The 15,337-nt window shown below is 61.7% G+C and carries 21 protein-coding genes; 3 read left to right on the plus strand and 18 right to left on the minus strand.

The annotated features are described in order from the left end of the window. Positions 1-91: 91 nt before the first annotated feature. From AC6CR5_RS00455 to AC6CR5_RS00525, 15 genes are all read right to left on the minus strand, one after another. Positions 92-1,012, minus strand: coding sequence for a glycosyltransferase family 9 protein (locus AC6CR5_RS00455; RefSeq protein WP_006387914.1), 921 nt, complete (start codon positions 1,010-1,012; stop codon positions 92-94). A 127-nt stretch (positions 1,013-1,139) separates the two neighbouring features. Further along, the gene (locus AC6CR5_RS00460; RefSeq protein ID WP_498085148.1) at positions 1,140-2,318 is read right to left on the minus strand and encodes an acyltransferase family protein; all 1,179 of its coding nucleotides are present in this window, start codon (positions 2,316-2,318) and stop codon (positions 1,140-1,142) included. A 550-nt stretch (positions 2,319-2,868) separates the two neighbouring features. Next, positions 2,869-3,798 carry a tyrosine-type recombinase/integrase gene (locus AC6CR5_RS00465; protein ID WP_498085149.1) on the minus strand — a complete coding sequence of 310 codons (930 nt, stop codon included), beginning with the start codon at positions 3,796-3,798 and terminating at the stop codon, positions 2,869-2,871. Next, positions 3,764-3,994, minus strand: a complete 231-nt coding sequence (locus tag AC6CR5_RS00470) for a DUF4224 domain-containing protein (RefSeq protein WP_498085150.1) — start codon at positions 3,992-3,994, stop codon at positions 3,764-3,766. The genes AC6CR5_RS00465 and AC6CR5_RS00470 overlap by 35 nt, the downstream gene beginning before the upstream one ends. Beyond that, a complete protein-coding gene (locus AC6CR5_RS00475) occupies positions 3,967-4,395 on the minus strand; it encodes a hypothetical protein (protein WP_498085151.1) in 429 nt (142 codons plus the stop codon). Before AC6CR5_RS00475 ends, AC6CR5_RS00470 begins: the two co-directional genes overlap by 28 nt. Positions 4,396-5,397: 1,002 nt before the next feature. Further along, complete coding sequence (locus AC6CR5_RS00480; protein WP_498085152.1) at positions 5,398-6,192, minus strand: ParB/RepB/Spo0J family partition protein; 795 nt, start codon at positions 6,190-6,192, stop codon at positions 5,398-5,400. A 37-nt stretch (positions 6,193-6,229) separates the two neighbouring features. Beyond that, a complete protein-coding gene (locus tag AC6CR5_RS00485; protein WP_498085153.1) occupies positions 6,230-6,571 on the minus strand; it encodes a hypothetical protein in 342 nt (113 codons plus the stop codon). A 117-nt stretch (positions 6,572-6,688) separates the two neighbouring features. Then, positions 6,689-7,711, minus strand: a complete 1,023-nt coding sequence (locus AC6CR5_RS00490; RefSeq protein ID WP_498085154.1) for a recombinase RecT — start codon at positions 7,709-7,711, stop codon at positions 6,689-6,691. Continuing rightward, complete coding sequence (locus AC6CR5_RS00495; protein WP_498085155.1) at positions 7,708-8,685, minus strand: YqaJ viral recombinase family nuclease; 978 nt, start codon at positions 8,683-8,685, stop codon at positions 7,708-7,710. The genes AC6CR5_RS00490 and AC6CR5_RS00495 overlap by 4 nt, the downstream gene beginning before the upstream one ends. Positions 8,686-8,687: 2 nt before the next feature. After that, positions 8,688-8,885 (minus strand): hypothetical protein, encoded by a 198-nt coding sequence (locus tag AC6CR5_RS00500; RefSeq protein ID WP_498085156.1) that lies wholly within the window; start codon positions 8,883-8,885, stop codon positions 8,688-8,690. A 94-nt stretch (positions 8,886-8,979) separates the two neighbouring features. After that, complete coding sequence (locus AC6CR5_RS00505; protein WP_498085157.1) at positions 8,980-9,357, minus strand: hypothetical protein; 378 nt, start codon at positions 9,355-9,357, stop codon at positions 8,980-8,982. 1 nt (position 9,358) lies between these two features. Then, positions 9,359-9,706, minus strand: coding sequence for a hypothetical protein (locus AC6CR5_RS00510; RefSeq protein ID WP_498085158.1), 348 nt, complete (start codon positions 9,704-9,706; stop codon positions 9,359-9,361). Positions 9,707-9,741: 35 nt separating this feature from the next. Beyond that, positions 9,742-9,948, minus strand: coding sequence for a hypothetical protein (locus AC6CR5_RS00515; protein WP_238866446.1), 207 nt, complete (start codon positions 9,946-9,948; stop codon positions 9,742-9,744). A 155-nt stretch (positions 9,949-10,103) separates the two neighbouring features. Continuing rightward, positions 10,104-10,475 carry a helix-turn-helix domain-containing protein gene (locus AC6CR5_RS00520; RefSeq protein ID WP_175189114.1) on the minus strand — a complete coding sequence of 124 codons (372 nt, stop codon included), beginning with the start codon at positions 10,473-10,475 and terminating at the stop codon, positions 10,104-10,106. Positions 10,476-10,878: 403 nt separating this feature from the next. Beyond that, entirely contained in the window at positions 10,879-11,220 is a 342-nt protein-coding gene (locus AC6CR5_RS00525; RefSeq protein ID WP_498085159.1) for a hypothetical protein, read from the minus strand. A gap of 89 nt (positions 11,221-11,309) precedes the next feature. Here AC6CR5_RS00525 and AC6CR5_RS00530 point away from each other — a divergent pair, with 89 nt between their 5' ends. Continuing rightward, complete coding sequence (locus AC6CR5_RS00530; protein WP_498085160.1) at positions 11,310-11,651, plus strand: hypothetical protein; 342 nt, start codon at positions 11,310-11,312, stop codon at positions 11,649-11,651. Here the strand turns inward: AC6CR5_RS00530 and AC6CR5_RS00535 are convergent. The 3 genes from AC6CR5_RS00535 to AC6CR5_RS00545 form a co-directional block, all read right to left on the minus strand. Next, positions 11,617-11,886, minus strand: a complete 270-nt coding sequence (locus AC6CR5_RS00535; protein WP_498085161.1) for a hypothetical protein — start codon at positions 11,884-11,886, stop codon at positions 11,617-11,619. The genes AC6CR5_RS00530 and AC6CR5_RS00535 overlap by 35 nt on opposite strands. 223 nt (positions 11,887-12,109) lie before the next feature. After that, on the minus strand, positions 12,110-12,358 hold the full coding sequence (locus AC6CR5_RS00540) for a hypothetical protein (protein ID WP_498085162.1): 249 nt from the start codon (positions 12,356-12,358) through the stop codon (positions 12,110-12,112). A gap of 147 nt (positions 12,359-12,505) precedes the next feature. Further along, positions 12,506-13,489 (minus strand): HNH endonuclease, encoded by a 984-nt coding sequence (locus tag AC6CR5_RS00545; protein WP_498085163.1) that lies wholly within the window; start codon positions 13,487-13,489, stop codon positions 12,506-12,508. Between the two features lie 142 nt (positions 13,490-13,631). On the opposite strand from AC6CR5_RS00545, the gene AC6CR5_RS00550 reads away from it, so the two are divergent. Next, on the plus strand, positions 13,632-14,741 hold the full coding sequence (locus tag AC6CR5_RS00550; protein ID WP_054446211.1) for a DUF1376 domain-containing protein: 1,110 nt from the start codon (positions 13,632-13,634) through the stop codon (positions 14,739-14,741). After that, positions 14,738-15,217, plus strand: a complete 480-nt coding sequence (locus AC6CR5_RS00555) for a hypothetical protein (RefSeq protein WP_054446212.1) — start codon at positions 14,738-14,740, stop codon at positions 15,215-15,217. Before AC6CR5_RS00550 ends, AC6CR5_RS00555 begins: the two co-directional genes overlap by 4 nt. Positions 15,218-15,337 lie beyond the last annotated feature (120 nt).

The following is a 15,337-nucleotide window of genomic DNA, read 5'->3' on the forward strand; positions in this document are numbered from 1 at the left end:
ACGTTCAGGAGTCTCGTGCGCGGCGGGAATCGGCCTTGCCGAGCCAGGCTGGTTGCCGACATGTCGACAACCGGTTTGTTTGTTTTCCCGCTCAGCGGCGTTGGCGATGCACCATGCGTCCGAAGCAACGCATCACCGCGGCCACCGTGGTGGCCTCGCGCCAATATTTGCGGCGCAGGGTCCGCAGGGGCAGCCACCACGGCTTGACGATGATGTTGTCGGCCCAGGCCGGCCGCCAGCGCGGCATATTGCGGGGGCGGTCGACGATGGTCACCGTCGGCAGGCCGCAACAGGAGGCCAGGTGGCCGATCCCGGAATCGGTGCCGATGAACCAGCCCGACTCGTAGACTTGCGCGGCGACACCATCGATGGAGGGCGCTTCCACCAGGCCGGCATGGGCCTGCTCCAGCAGCGGGCGCCAGAACGCGCGTTCAGAGGGCGCCAGCACGAAGGTGGGTTCATAGCCCATGGCGCGCAGGCGACGGGCGACCAGGACGTATTTTCCCGGCGTCCAGCAGCGTTCCGCTTCGCTCGAGGTGGGGTGCAGGATTACGCGTTTGTCGTGCAGGCGGGCCTTGAAGCGCGCGGGCGCGCGCAGTCCGTTGTCGTCGCTCCATTCGGTCAGGCCGAAGGCGTCGACCGAGAACCGGCGGAATTCATCCAGGATGCCGTTGGGCGAGGCATGCCTGCGCGGCGCCGCCCGGATCTTGCCCCATTCCTTGGTGCTGAGAAAACGCCTGCAGACTCGGGTCAGGCCGTCGAATGGGCTGTCCGGGTCCATTTGCACGATGGTGTCGTATCCCGCCAGGCCGTCGATGTCCGCGGGTAGGGGCTGGATATCGAAGTCGGGAAACCATTCCCGCAAGGCGTGGCCGTGCACGCCATACACGGTGAGGTCGCGGCCGGCCTTGCGCAGATTGTTGGCCAGGGTCATCTGATATAACGTATCACCCAGCCGATTGGACAGGACCAACGCCAGTTTGCCGGTCTGGAAGGAATGAGCGGTGCTCACGTTCGATTCATCCTCGTGGTTTTTGCTGCGGAGGATAACCGATCGTATGCTTTTTCACGGTGGCCTTGCCGGATGGGTGCCAGCGGCGCCCGACGCACCGCGTGGAACAGAGCAGCCGTCTGCCGCTTCATCGTGGGGCGGGCCGGGTCAGCCAGTGGCGCATGGGCGTCGAATAATAGCGCGCCACCAATCCCCCCAGCATGGCCGACAGCAGGATCGCCAGCACGCTGGCCGCGGTCAGCGCGCCCGCCCGCCACCAGGTCGACACGACGCCGCCGGAATTGCGGCACGATGCGGCCGCCAGCAGCAGCACGGGGAACATGTGGGTGAGGTAGATCTCGTAACTGTTTTGCCCGGCCCAGCGCAGCGCGGCGGCGATGGCGTTGGGACGTGGCGCACGCCGCGGACGGCTCCAGCCTATCAGCAGGCAGGCCACGCCGATCTCCAGCAGCGTGACGTTCAGCCCCAGGCCCGTCAGGCCCAGCATGTGGGTGGTCTTGCGCAACAGGAACACCAGTGAGAACAGCGCGGTGCCGGCAAGCAGCAGCCTGCGGCCGTGCCGCGCGCAGCGGGCGGGGCAGGCGGCGTACAAGGCCGCGAGGCAGCCGATGGCGATGCCGTCCATGCCGGACAGGTAGGCGTGGTCGGCCCAGATTTCGTTGGCGCTGAGGGCAACCCGGGCGAAGGGACCCAGCACCACGAACAGCAGCAGCGCCACGACCAGTGCGCGCCGGCCCGCAGCCAGCGCCAGCATGCAGATCAGCGGAAACGCCAGGTAGAACGCCTCTTCGATGGACAGCGACCACAACACGTTCCAGGCCGCGGGCAGGTAGCCGACCTGGGCTTCCAGCCAATTCAGATGCAGCGCCAGCGCGCTGGCCGCAGCCCGGGCGAGGCTGGTGTTGTCGACGACGAAGCCAGGGACCTCGGCCCAGTGCAGGCCGGCCAGTATCAATACCAGCAAAGCCAGGCAGGGGTAGATGCGGGCGATCCGGCGTCGCAGGAACGGTTTCCAGGGGACGGCTTCCAGGCTGCCCCAGCGTTCGAGGGCTGCGCGCGTGATGAGAAAGCCCGAGATCACAAAAAAAATGATGACGCCGTAATAGCCGCTGCGAAAGGCGAGGTTGAAGAGGGCGGGCGGCAGCACTTTTCCCAGCAGGCTCTGTTCTTGCGGGATGTGGATCTGCACGTGCAGCAGCACGACGCACAGGATCGCCAGGCCACGCAGGGCGTCGATGGCGGGATTGCGGACGGCGGCGCCCTGCACGGGGCGCGAGGCCCTGGGCTGTGGGGCGTAGGCAAGCATAGGTCGTCAATCGAATCGGGCAACGAAAGACGCAATGCTAGCCATGGCCCTGTGAGGGGATTGGGCGACTGTGTATAGATTTTGTAATGCCGCCGGCGCGCCGGGTCCTGTCTGCGGGCCGCGCAATGGAAGAGCGCCCCAGCTCGCGATGAGTCTGAGGCGCTCCTGCCCGGCTTCGCACGCGATGGGTGTCAGACAGCCCGGCAACTTCAATCTACTGCCGCCCTGGGGCCTGGGCAATAGGGAAAACCCGATGGAAATTAACGGGTTACAACATTTTTTGGGCGTTGTCCTGGGCCGATGTCGACTCGGCCGGATGGTGCGATGTTTTGATCCAGCTCGGTATCCGCGAATTGTGGCGCTCTGCGGCAGCCTCGACACTGTGACCCTCATTCATCGCGAGCGGAGAACGGCAGTGTCGGGATATTTGCAGCGTCAGGCAGGGCAGGGCATGACGGAATACATCTATAGACCGGAGAACCGCATAAACAAAGGCTTTGCGCTCGGTCGTCAATTAGATGTCTAAAACTCGACGCCCTGGACTGTGTGTCTATACAGCCTTTCTGGTTGGACCTTTCACGAGTTTGGGGCGCTTGTCCCGCAGGTAGATCCGGGTCGTTCGGGGATCCGAGTGGCCGAGCAGGGCGCTCGGGTCTATACCTTGGGATTCAGCATCTGTGCCCGCCATTGCCCGCAAATCGTGCAGGGTTACGTCGGGGACGTTGGCTTTGACCGCGGCGTCCTTGAAGATGCGCCAGACATTGGAATGGAGTCGGAGATTGCCACCGCGGCCGCCGAGGACGTACGGCGTTCTGGTGGGGGCGACGCGGAGCTCCTGGGCGCGATGCACCGCTGCGCGCAATTCCGGTGTCCATGCGACCACCAGGCGCTTTCCCGTCTTCTGCTGTTCGAAGTACAGCCCCTCGTCACGAAGGTGGCCATCCTCGATCTTCAGCACGTCGCCGATGCGCTGGCCGGTCAAGTAGCAAAGATCCATGACGCATTGGAGCCAAGGTGGGCAGCCCTCGTAGATGGCTGCGTATTCCTTGGGCGTGATTAGCCGGTCTCGCGGCTTCTGAACGAAGCGCTTCACGCTGACGCATGGATTGGCTTCTACCCGGCCGCGGTCCAAGGCCCACTGGAAGACCAGTTTCAGGACGGTCAGCATTCGATTGGCCAGGGCTCGTCGATCGGAGTAGCCGTCCAGCAGCTCCACAACGTCACCGTGGCGCACTTGGTTCGGATAGAAGTCGACGAAAGCCTCTTTGAGCTGAGCTGCGCAGTATTCGTATTGCTTGCGAGTCGAGGCGGCGACGTCTTTTGTCAGGATCGGAAGGGCGTCATCGATCAATGCCGGCATGCCGTCCTTTGGGGCGGAGACGATACGAGCATATTCGGTCAGCGCGCTGTGAAGATCGGCGCCGATCTTGCGCCACTTCCCGCCTTTAACGTACCAGTACGCGCCGTGCTTCTGGTACACGCACGCGGGGAGGTGTCGGTCCTTGGTTCTTGGTCGCATGGCCTAGTGCAGCTTCCACGGCGGCCCGGAGAACCACAGGGGCTCCATCCGGGCGAATCTTGAAAGGGATGGCGAGGAATTTGAGGGCTTCGATCTGAGCCGCTTTCCTAGTTTTTCCCGTGACCTCGATCAGTTCCTTTTGGGTGAGCGTGAGCATGAGTTCTCCAGAACATGGAGGGTTTTTTCTATTAGGGATTCTTTCGCGAGCGGCGCATCAGCGATGGCGTAGGCGATAGCAGGGTGCGGTTCAAAGTACGGATGCGTGATTTGATTGATCGCATAGCCATTCCGAGGCAACACCAACTGGCGCGTGGAGTCGTCGCGATGGGGGTAGGCGCTCGCAAGTTCGATCTGGGCACATGAACGGCTCGCCAGCCGGTTGCGCCAAGGCGTCACTAGGTGGCAGCCCGCAGTCTTGATGCCTGACTTGATCGCGTCGAAGTGTTCGCCCTTGAAGGCCTGTGCCATGCCGCCCATGGAGTTTGAGCAGTTGCTTGATCGTGTTCGATTGTTGTCCAATCGGCTATTCGATAGTGAGGGTGGCTGCATGATCAGCATAAAATTTGCGGTAAATCTTCGTGAAACGTTAGCGAACGAAGGCCAGCTAGGTACGTTTACAGTTCATCGGTTCAATGAGCCGGAATCTTGTCAATGGGGCGCCATAGATAAGGAAAGGAAGGGCCATTGGGCGTACATGGAAAAATGGGAGTCAGTTTCTAAAATTGCGAATCTGCATCCTTTAGGTGCATGCGAAAAATGCTGGCCTAATGAGTCTGTTGTGCTCACAGCCAAGCTTGGCGAGGAGTTTCGTAGGCTTGGACCGAAGGCGTCATAGTTCTTTCGCGCCGCGCCCAAGTACGGAGTGAGGTGCTCGCCACGCGTCTGCAGCATCACGACGAAAGTTCGGTCGATTCGCGCAATGGCTGCTGTTTATAGACGAGGGAGAAATGGAAAGGAATGAGCTTTCGTGTCTCACAGTCTTTTCGATATTTGGTATCGCGTTGCTTGTCGGGGTTTTCATTTGGCAAATGCCAGCGCCCAACGAATCCGGCCAATGGGCTGCGTGGGTCCAGGCATTTGGATCTATTGGTGCGATTCTCGGGGGAATCTATGTTGTGAAGGTTCAGCATCGATTGAATCAGGCGGCTGCCCTTGCGGCGCGTAAGCAGCGAGTGGATTTGCTTTCAATATCCATGCGGTCCGTTGCGAGAATCGCCTATGAAGCATTCAAGGACCTAGAGCAGGCTCTGGATGAACGAAAGCCCGCTCATTACGCTGAGATCCGATGGAGGCTCGTTGGAGCGCTGAAAATCTTAGAGGGAATCGACATTGCTGAATTCGAGGATCGACGTTGGGTTAGTCCAGTGCTTCGACTGCGAGGGCTATTGACTGAAGGTTGTGAGCGCACGTTGGAGCGGCGAGACAGTCCCGGACGCAATTCTTACGTCCTATTCGGAAAGCGGGATGCAAACAAAATGCATCACGAAGCACGCGTTCTTTTCGATTCAATTGGGGAACTCACTCAATCCTCGGATATTGCGCCTTGAGCAGTTTCAGAGCTCATGAAGCGCGTCCCCCTTCCTCGCCCAGAACCCAGCGCAGGGCAGAGGCATAGTCGCCCTGAGCCCGTTCTAGAGCAGCCTGGATTTGCTTGCGGGATTTCACGCGAGCGGGCTCATTCATCACCGCGGCCTGCTTGCGGCTTCGCTGATGTGGCGTGGCGTTCTTACCGGCCGCGACCAGCTCGGCCACCTTGGCGCGCTGTTCATCGGGTTTGAGCTTCACAAGTGCCTTGGCATGGGTGAGGGTGATCTGACCTGCCTCGACGGCGTTCTGCACGGCCTTGGGGCTATCCAGCAGCGCCAGCGTGTCGCGGACCGTGGCGACTGAGCAGTTGTAGATGACCGCAATCTGATCTTCACCCTTGCCCAAGGCAAGGTGTTGGCGCATCTTCTCGGCGCGCCCCAGCGGCGTATCGGCGGTGCGGGCCTCGTTCTCGCTGACGATCGCGTCCAGGGCGTTCTCGCGCTTGCCCGTGTAGACGATGCCGGGAATCAGCCGCTCAGGCACACCGCGTTCTCGGCGCCACTGGTTGGCGAGCACGGCGGCCTTCACGCGCTGCCGGCCGAACACGACCTCTGTGTCGCCCGTTTCGGGGTTCTTGGAAACCGCCACCGGCTCAAGCACTCCCTGGTAGTCGATGTTTCGCGCTAGTGCCTCATTCACGGGCAGATGTACGCGCTTGTCATAGAGCGGGCTCGATTCGTCGGTGACGAGGGTCAACTTGGCTGGATCGAAATTGAGCAGATTGCTCTGGCCGTCCGCGCCATACACGTCTTTGGATTTTTTGGCCATGTAGGCTCCGATAGGGATAGGTGATACTTCGTGTGCGCTATCGCGGATAGGGAACCCAGGTGATCATCGGGCGCTTGGTGGCCTTGCTGATACGGGGCGCTCCGTGCTTATCGAGCTTCGGGCCGCGCTGCATGATGCACAGCCGTGAGGTCCGGCCGGTGGCCGCGGCGAGTTTGATGAACTCGCGGGCGAACTGTGGCGCATCGAACGGTGCCGATAGCTGGACGGGATTGCCCTTGGCCAGGTGGTACTCGGTTTTGACCTTGATCCAGTCGGCCTGGTCGGATGGCCGCAGGCACGCGCGAACATCCGCGGTCATGGAGTCCTTATATTTTTGCCAAGCCCGCTCGGCGGCTTTCTTCGCGAGCTGCTCGGTCATTCCGTATACGCAAAATGCTCCCATGTGTTCACCTATGGGTTTTGATATCGCTGGGTAATGGGGCGGGCGGCGCCAGGGGTTGCCTCCGTCTGGTGAGGTGCCGCCCAGGGAGAACGGTTAAGCGGCAGGATCCAACGCCGCTCGGCGAGCGTCGTAGGCCTTCTTGAGCGCGTCGTAGTGCTCGTCCGGCGCGTCGCGGAAGCCGTCGGCGACCAGGTCCAGGGCGTCGATGTTTGTGGCGCTCGTGATCTGCGCCAGCACGGGGGCCGGGTCATAGGCAAGCTGTTGCGGCGCGCCGGCACCTTCCTCGGTCTGGTCGGCCCCAGGCTCGGGCTGGGCGAAGATGAAATCGCCGTCGAGCGTGTTGTCGTCCAGACGCTGGTCGCGGCCGCTGCTGGCCATCTCGTCGAGAGCCGTCGCCTTCTGGAACTCGATGGACAGCGGCAGGTACTTGGCCAGCCGGCGAATCACGGTCTTGCGGCCCATCTCCACGAAGTTGTCTTTCCAGGGGCCGTAGGCGCCCTTGCTTTGCGTTGCCGCCTTGATCTGGTCAATCTGGTACAGGCTCATGAATTCGAAGGCATGGCCGCCGCCTACGAGCTTCGCCACGGCATAGAAGCCGGTGACGGCGCCACGTTCGCCCATGGCCGGCCGGTGTTCCAGCTTCTCGTCCAGGCCGTACACCAGGTCGAATGTGTCGTTCTCGCAGACCTCGTGGGCGGCAATGCTCACGATCTGGCCGGAGCGGCGGGCCAGGTCGATCAGGCCCTTGTAGCCAACGATCACCTGCACCGACTTCACCCAGCGTTCGTTGCCGCCCGCGTCCTTGCGCTTGGTGTTGAAGGGCACGAGGTAGGCATGGCCCAATACGGTGTTCGGCTCCAACCCCATCTGCGCGCATTGACCGATGGCGCCCACCAGCGACGGGATGTCGCATTCGGCCAGGGCCGGCGTGGTGGTGGCGGCGATCTGCGCGACCTTGAGCAGGCGATCGGCGGAAAGGTGCTTGGGCAGCATCTTCTGGATCTCGCCCTTGCGCTTTTCCAGCAGGTGGGCGATCTGGTCCTTCGGCTTCATGCTGGCCAGTTGCTGGGACTGTGCTTGGCCGGTGGCCACGGCTTTCAATTTGGATGCGCTCATTTCTTCGCTCCTTTCAGGCGGAAGACTCGGGTTTCGGAAGTGGTGCGGTAGGCGGCGGCGATATCGGGGCGGGCCAGCGCCAGGGCCTTGCCATCCAGGCGGCTGGCGGACTGGCTTTTCCAGGTGGCGACTGGCTCGCCCTTGGCGGTCAGAATGGCGTTGGGCTCCATAAACGTCTGGATGCCGAACTTGAGCTCGTCGCGGCGTTCCTCGATGCGCTTGGCCTGGTCGCTGAGCTCGCGAAACTCGGCAAGCTGGACCAGGATCTCGTCGGTTGCCTCGATCGCTTGGCCGTTGTCGCGGGCGTAGAGAAACTTCAGGTCGTCGAACGTTTCGGGATCGGGCGGGATGTCGGTCAGGACGTGGTTGGTCCAGAAGTCCACGGCCTTGGCGACCATCGCGTCGATCGTCTCCTGATCGCGGCGCACCGCATAGAAGGTCAGGTCATCCACGCCTACCAGCGTGGCGTAGAGGCACGCCTCGCGGCCTGTGACGGCCAGTCCGGTCATGGACTGCGCCGCATAGTGAATCGGCACGTCGTCGGTTCCCATGTCGCCCCACTCGTGGGCGACGAAGGGATGCACGGTCTTGACCTCGCCGTTCTGGCGCGAGCCCAGCTCGAGCGGCGAGAGCCAGGGGAATGCAGCCAGGGCCTGCTCGGTGACGCGCCACTCGAAGTCGATCTCGACGGACAGGAAGCTGTGGTCGGGGTGCGTGTAGCGTTCGTTCACGGCGACAACGTCCAGGCCGTAGTCCTCGCGCAGCATGGCCACCACGACCGGCTCAAGGCGCTTGCCGCGGTTGAGGACCTTCGTCTTGGTCGGGTCGTCTTCGCGATAGGCGTCACGGCGGGTCTTTTCGGCCCACACCTGCAGGGGCGTCTTCCACTTGCTGACGCCGTACAGCGCGGCCATGTCGGTGCCGCCAAGGAAGCGTGTGCGATCCAGGGCGATAGGTTCAGAAATAGCGTTCACGATCAGTCCTTAGCGGCGTATGCCGTCGGACGCCCGTCTTGGGCGGTGGGGGTGGGGGAGTGGGCGTCGCGTGTTGGGCCGACCGTGCCGCTGGCCAGCAGCACCACCGCGCCGGCGAAGATCGCGACGACGCCGGCGAAGTCCAGGTCTCGGCCGGAAAGTCGGGCGCGGTGCCAGAGATTGCGCAGCCGGCGGATCATGCAGACCTCCGCCGGTAGGCCATCCAGGCGTCCCCGAGCAGGCCCAGGGGGTAGGCGGCGCACAGGCCGCCAAGGATGAAGAGGAGCAGGGCGGTCATTGGCGAGCCCCGAAGGTCACACGCTGGCCGTCTTCGCAGCGGTCAGCAAGATCAGCGGTCAACTGTCGGACCGCCAGGTCAAGCCACTGGCGGAACAGAAGCCCCACCACGGCGAGCGGGTCGCGCGCCACGACCGAGCGCACCACCAGCGCGAATGCACCCTCGGCCAACTGATTGCCTTCGGTCGCGGCATAGAGCGCTTCGGCGGCGCGCTGGCTGAAGTCGTATTCGCGGTGGATCAACTGATCGCGGCCGAGCGCCAGATGCACGTCGCCGCCGAGGTCTCGCATCAGCTCTGCGCGGCGTTCCTCGTCGTTGTAGGGGCGAAGAATCGCGGCCGTGCCGCACGGGGTGGGAATCGTCATGCTGGACATGTCAGTTCCCCTCGGCGCGGTCTGGTTCAATGGCCGGCGCCGGACTGAGCTCGATCGCCAGCAAGTTGCTGATCTGGTTTTCGATGTGGCAGGCCTTCGCCTCGGCCTCGGCGCGGATCTTCTTCACTTCCGCGCGCATCGACGCCACCTTGGAATCGATCAGTCGTTCGCGGTCAGGCAGCGCCAGGGTGATGCGGGCCTTGCCGATCAGCGTGTAGCCGCAATCGGTCATGTCCAGGTTGGTGTAGGACAGGTCGCTGAGGCGGACCTTGTTCGGATCGGTGATTTCGTCGGGCGAGATCAGGCTGGTGGGCGTCAGCCATGCGCTGACGGTTTGGGTAACTTCCATGGTGGTCTCCTAGCCCCGGCACCCGGGGCGGGTGGTCAGGCAGAGGCGTGCAGGGCCGCACGGCGCGCGTAACGGGCCGGTGCGTTCTTGGCTTTTAGGTTGAGCGACCGCATTTGGCGCAGCACGTCGCCATGCTGGGCGCGCAGGTGCTTCGGGATTTTCTTCATCGCCGCGGCTAGTGCGCACCGCAACGAACGCACGCAGCGGCCTTTGCCGTCTTTACCCGTGATCTTTGCTTGCATTGCTGTTCTCCCATTCCTCCCCGGGGTGGGGAGGTGTTGAGGAGAAATTAAGGCAAGCCTAACAATCATTCAATAGGCATGCCTAATTTTAAGACGAAAAGAAAGCCACTCAGAAGTGGCTATGTCTATTTACCAGTCAAAAAATGAGGCATGGCTCATGCACTCTGTGCCTTCGATGCTGTGGACGGCGTTCCAACGTAAGCTTCGACTTGCTTGAGTACCCATTCTTCAATCCCATCGCGCTGCGATACGGTGAGCTGGTAATACAGCTCTTTGGGGATTCGCGGAAATGGCCAATCTGAATCGAGCATTCGCTCTTTGGGCAGCTTGCCGTCTGCCAGCCAAGCCTCACTCACATTGAGCAGCTGCGCAACGCTAACCAAATTCGCACCGCGAATGTTCTTGGTCTTTCCGTTGAGCCAGTCGGCCACCGAGGGCGGTTTGATGTTCGCTGCGCGAGCAATGTCCACCTGCTTTACGCCGGTCTGGTCCATTGCTTCTCTGAGACGTTGTGCGAGTGTGCTCATTCGGCAATCCTAAGTGGAAAATGAATAGGTATGCCTTTTAATTTCATTAGGCATGTCTTGACTAAATTTAAGGCAAGCCTAATAATCTTGGAGTGAACACTAAACACCCCGACTCCCAAATTATCGACGCGCTGGGGGGCACCGTAGCCGTCGCCCGCCTGTGCAGAGTGAAGCCGCCATCGGTCTCCGATTGGCGCAAGGAAGGAATACCGCCTGCGCGCCGCATGTACCTGCAGGCTGTGCGGCCCGGAGCCTTCGAGCCGCCGGCCGAGCTGGCCACGGCCGCGCCGCAGGAGCCGAGCCATGCGTAATCGGGCCGGATATGGGCGCGAGAAGGGCGCCAAGGCTTTCAGGCCGCCACAGATCAGGCGCGCCATGCAACGTGCGCTGGTGATGGTAGCGATCAGTCGGCGGCTGGTTTCCTCGGCGACCGCGCGGCCGAACGCTGCCGCGTCTGCTGCAGCCGCGCGCTTGGACGCGCAACCGAATCGAGTCCCTGCTGAATTCCATGGAGAACCAGCCGAGCTGCACTGTCCAGGCTCGGGCCTTGGTCCGAGTCTCGCTGGAAGTCTTCGGCCATGAGTCGCTTGAGCTTTTCGTACATGGCGGCATCCCCTTCGATGAGGGCGCCGAGGATTTGCCCAGCCGCGTATCCAGCGGCTCGCTTTGCCGTGTTGATCGAATCGTTGAAGAAGTGCGATTCCTTCAGCAGGTCGTCGAACTGCTGCCGCGCCGATTTTTCCATGCCCAGCTCCTTTCCCAAGGATGGTTTGTGTGAGAGCAGTCAGTTTAAGGGGGAGGGGCAGGGCGCCCAGTCGCAGCAAGGAGCCTGCCATGCGTGAATTCCGGACCTACGCTGACCTCGATATCAACGCCTGGCTCGAGCCTGCCGGCCGCGGTGGCGTTCGATTGGTGCTTGAGGGGCCGAAAATGCGCCCTGAAGCTCCGACACTCTTGGGCATGCGCCTACGTGACGGCGCTGGCAATCACATTGGTTATGCCACCTTTCGCCCCGTTGGCGATGCTGCAGGGCGATTCACTTATGAGTTGGCCGAGATTATTCCTGGCGCGATCCCGCCAGCCGGTGGGACGGAGTGGAGCCGACCATTTGGCTACCTCGTGATCGGCTGGGGTAAGAAATTCAGCGCGCCAGACTTTGTCGACCGTAATCCGTGATGGCCAGCACGCCCGTACTTATGGCGCACTCGCCGTCCACTCCTCGCGTTACGCCGCTGCGTATCAGGCCTTTATCTTCCAGGTCCAGCAGAGCTGTAATGACCTCGTCGTCACCTGCGAACGCTTGTATTTCTTCCCATGCCGTCTCGGTATCGGCTGGAGCGCTCGGTGTGCCCACTTTCACGCGCGCGAGCGTGTCGAGGATTCTGCGTTGGAGTCCTGTTTGTGTCGTCATGGTCAGTTCCTTCCACATATGGTTGGGGTTGGGGAATCCCGATCATATATGGCTGGAACTGGCCGCCAAATTGGTTGGCAATTCTAGGTTGCGGATTCGTCCCGACGTGTCCGACCAGGTCAAATTGGCGCCAGTTGAGTATGCGCATCTTGATCTAGAACAGGCGGCGCGGGCGTTAGACCGGCAGGAGGAGGGCGCGGTGCTACCTCCTGCACGGCGTGACTTATGTGTTGGGTGGGGCTTTATCCGTGTTCCAAGTTGCCCAGTCGACAGCTTGGGTCACGATCAACCCATCGTCTGCATCGATAAATTGACGGAAATAGTCCCGAACGTATGTGCAATTGGTGTCGGCGAGTTTGAACGCCCAAAGAGATTCCAGGACCCGAGTGGCATGGAGCTTTGCCAGTTCATCGTACAGCGGTTGGTAGTTGCGGGATTTGCGCAAGTCGTAGCTCAAAAAGTAGAGGGCCATTCTGACCAAATCTCCCGATTAATCGCTGCGTATGTGGAAGCTCCCTGCAGGGAGTCTAGTGAAGGTTGGTGGGATTACGTACGAACTCAGCCAGGTTCAATCCAAGGTGCTTTGTGGATTCTTCTGATTGCGATTGAGGCCGATCGCTCATTCTTCTGGTTGCTTAGCCTTTTCCGAGAAAAGGACGTCTCGATGGTAGGCCAAGTATTTTTCTTGGTCCTCATTGAATTGCCCTACGTTCATGTCTGGGTCAATGCCCCAGGCGATGAGCACCTCTCTGACCTCTCCGCTGGCAACCAGGATCTCTCCCTGATCGGAAAACGATATCCAGGCCGAGTCGAACAACTTATCGACGTGAGGCGAGAGAAGCAAGCCATTGTTGCCGTCGAGGCGTTGTTGGTTCGAGCTTTGACGCCACGGCCTGATGTGGCTCGCGATGAGCAGATCCACATTGCTGACACCCGTTACGCGGCAGTAGCGTTCGACGGACATGACGTTCTTTCTATACGTGCCTTGGCCTATACGCGCCTGGTAGACCCGCTCAACCTCGGTCTTATCGACGCCAGACACCTTGACCATCTCTCGATCAACGTTCGCGAGGGCGTCGTCGTCCGTCATGCCGATCAGGTCCAGCAGCTTCAAACCCAGAGGCACGCTCAACGCCGCCAGGTATGTCATGTTTCCGCCGCCATCCTCGCGCAGTGGCGAATGGACAGCAGGGAAAAGGTCGCCGATTTCGTCCCAATGCTCTTTGGGAGACAACGGGGATCCAAGGGATTCCCACTGGATTGCCACGCGCCATCCAGCATCGTTCCACGAGTGATACGCCTCGCTGGGAGCACTTGCCTCCTGTGCATCGCCAAGCGCAACGCCAACGGCTTGGAGCTTCGTTTTTGCGTAGGAAAAGACGATGTCTCCCCGTCGCACGCGGGACACGTTGGTCCAGGTTTCTCTCGCCCCGCCGCCTTTCTTGGTTTGGGGACACCAGATGTAGCCGCCGCTGAGCTCTCGGCGATGCATTTGATTGTGGCTCACCCACCAGTAGTTGGGCGATATATCCGAACTCGTCAGACGTTGCGAGCGACGCAAGTCCGTCGAATTGGCAATTTTTTTCGCAGTCTTCGTCAACATAGGGCGGTCTGGTTTAGCGGGTGTTGCGAGATGTATCTCGCTTCGACGGGAAGGATAGCACTGTCACCGCGCTCATGGCGTTGGAGCGGCAGGGCTACGGCACCTTTCGGTCGGTGTCCCCCGACACGTGTGCGAGTGACCTATGACAGACTTTGAGCTGCTACCTGCGCCCCTGACGCCGCTAGACTGCAACCTGCGCGGCCTGCCGTTCATGCCTCTGCACACCGAGCGCCTACTGGACAGCGACATGATGGCGCTTTCCTCGGGCGAAGAGTTCAAGACGGCCTTGCGGCTGTGGTGCAAGAGTTGGAACCAGGAGCCCGCGGCATCGCTACCTGACGATGACAGGATTTTGGCCCACCTGGCCGGCAAGGAGTTGTCCGCCTGGCGCAAGGTGAGGGGCATGGCCCTGCGCGGCTTCGTGAAGTGCTCCGACGGGCGGCTCTATCACCCGGTGATCGCGGAGGAGGCCATCAAGGCCATGGCGAAGCGGGAGGAGCACCAGGCCGCGAAGGATGGCGATAACGAACGCAAGCGTGAGGAGCGGGAAGACCGCAAGCTGCTCTTTGCGGCGCTGCGTGACGTTGGTTTGATTCTGCCGGCCAAGGGAACGAGTACGTCACACCTGCGCGAGGTTGCGGCGTCACGCGGAATATCCATCGTCGTCACGGAGGGACACAAGGTTGTCACTGTGACACCTCATGGAAGTCACACGGAAAGTCACGGGGGTGTCACGGCTAAGACAGGGACAGGGACAGGGACATATATAAAAGAAGGGGGGGGTAGCGCGCGCGAGCCTCCGACTGTGGATAACTCGCCCGGCTACTTGTCCGATCCGACGCTCTGCGGCGTCCTGGCCAAGCGACTTCGCGTCGAGGGCGTTGACGTCGCGCCGGGCCGGCCCGACTTCCGCGAATGGGTCGAAAGCGGTCTCACCGAGGACGAAGCGTTGGCGGCTGTCGAGGCTGCGCGACAGTCTAAGCCTGTCCCGGAGCCGATCCCCTGGACGTACCTGGCCAAGGTGCTGACCAGGGCGCGCCAAGCTGCACAGGCCGTGCCCGCCAAGCCGGATAAGGTCGCCGACAAGCCCGCGCAGGACGCGGACCGGTGGTGGATGTCGGACGGCGGCATCGACCGCAAAGGCCGTGAACTGGGCATGTTCGCCCGCGGCGGCGAGTCCTACCCGGCCTTCAAGGACCGCATCTTCGCCGAGCTGCGTCGCCGGCGCGATGAGCAGGAGCGAGGGGCATGAGCTACGCCGAAGCATCCGCGGCGGTGACCCGCCATCAGCATCCGGTCCAGGGCTACGGCATGTGCTGCGTCAGGGGCTGCATGCTGCCCGGGTCTATCGCTGACACCACGACCGGCGTGTCCGACTGGTACTGCCATCTGCACCACGGCACGGCCTACGCGGAGCAGGCAGGCATCACCGCTCGCATGCACAACCGTCGAAGCCTGTTCATCCTGGCTGGGCGCTTGAAGGCGGCGTTGCCTGGCCAGCCTGTGCCGGACAGCGTGATTCCTTGGCTGCGCCGGCACAACCGCAAGGACTTCGCGGAAGCGGCCAGCGGGAACGTGACGGCGCAGGCATTGGGGGCGTTGATGCTGCGGGTGCTTGGCGACGAATGCGCGTCACCGCAGCCGCGCGGAGATACGGCAGGGGCCTCGGCCGGTGCGGGCCTTGGCAGTTGGTTTAGGGCCGTGGACCTGGTGAGTGACCTGGCATGAACGCACTGGCAAAAGCGCTACTGGACGACCTTGCACGGCAAGAGGGTTTGTCGGGTTACGAGCCGGGCATGTGGGGCTTGGCTGTCTATACCCACCCGATACAGCCAGGCTGTGAGTTGG

Source organism: Achromobacter sp. EG18 (assembly GCF_059759395.1).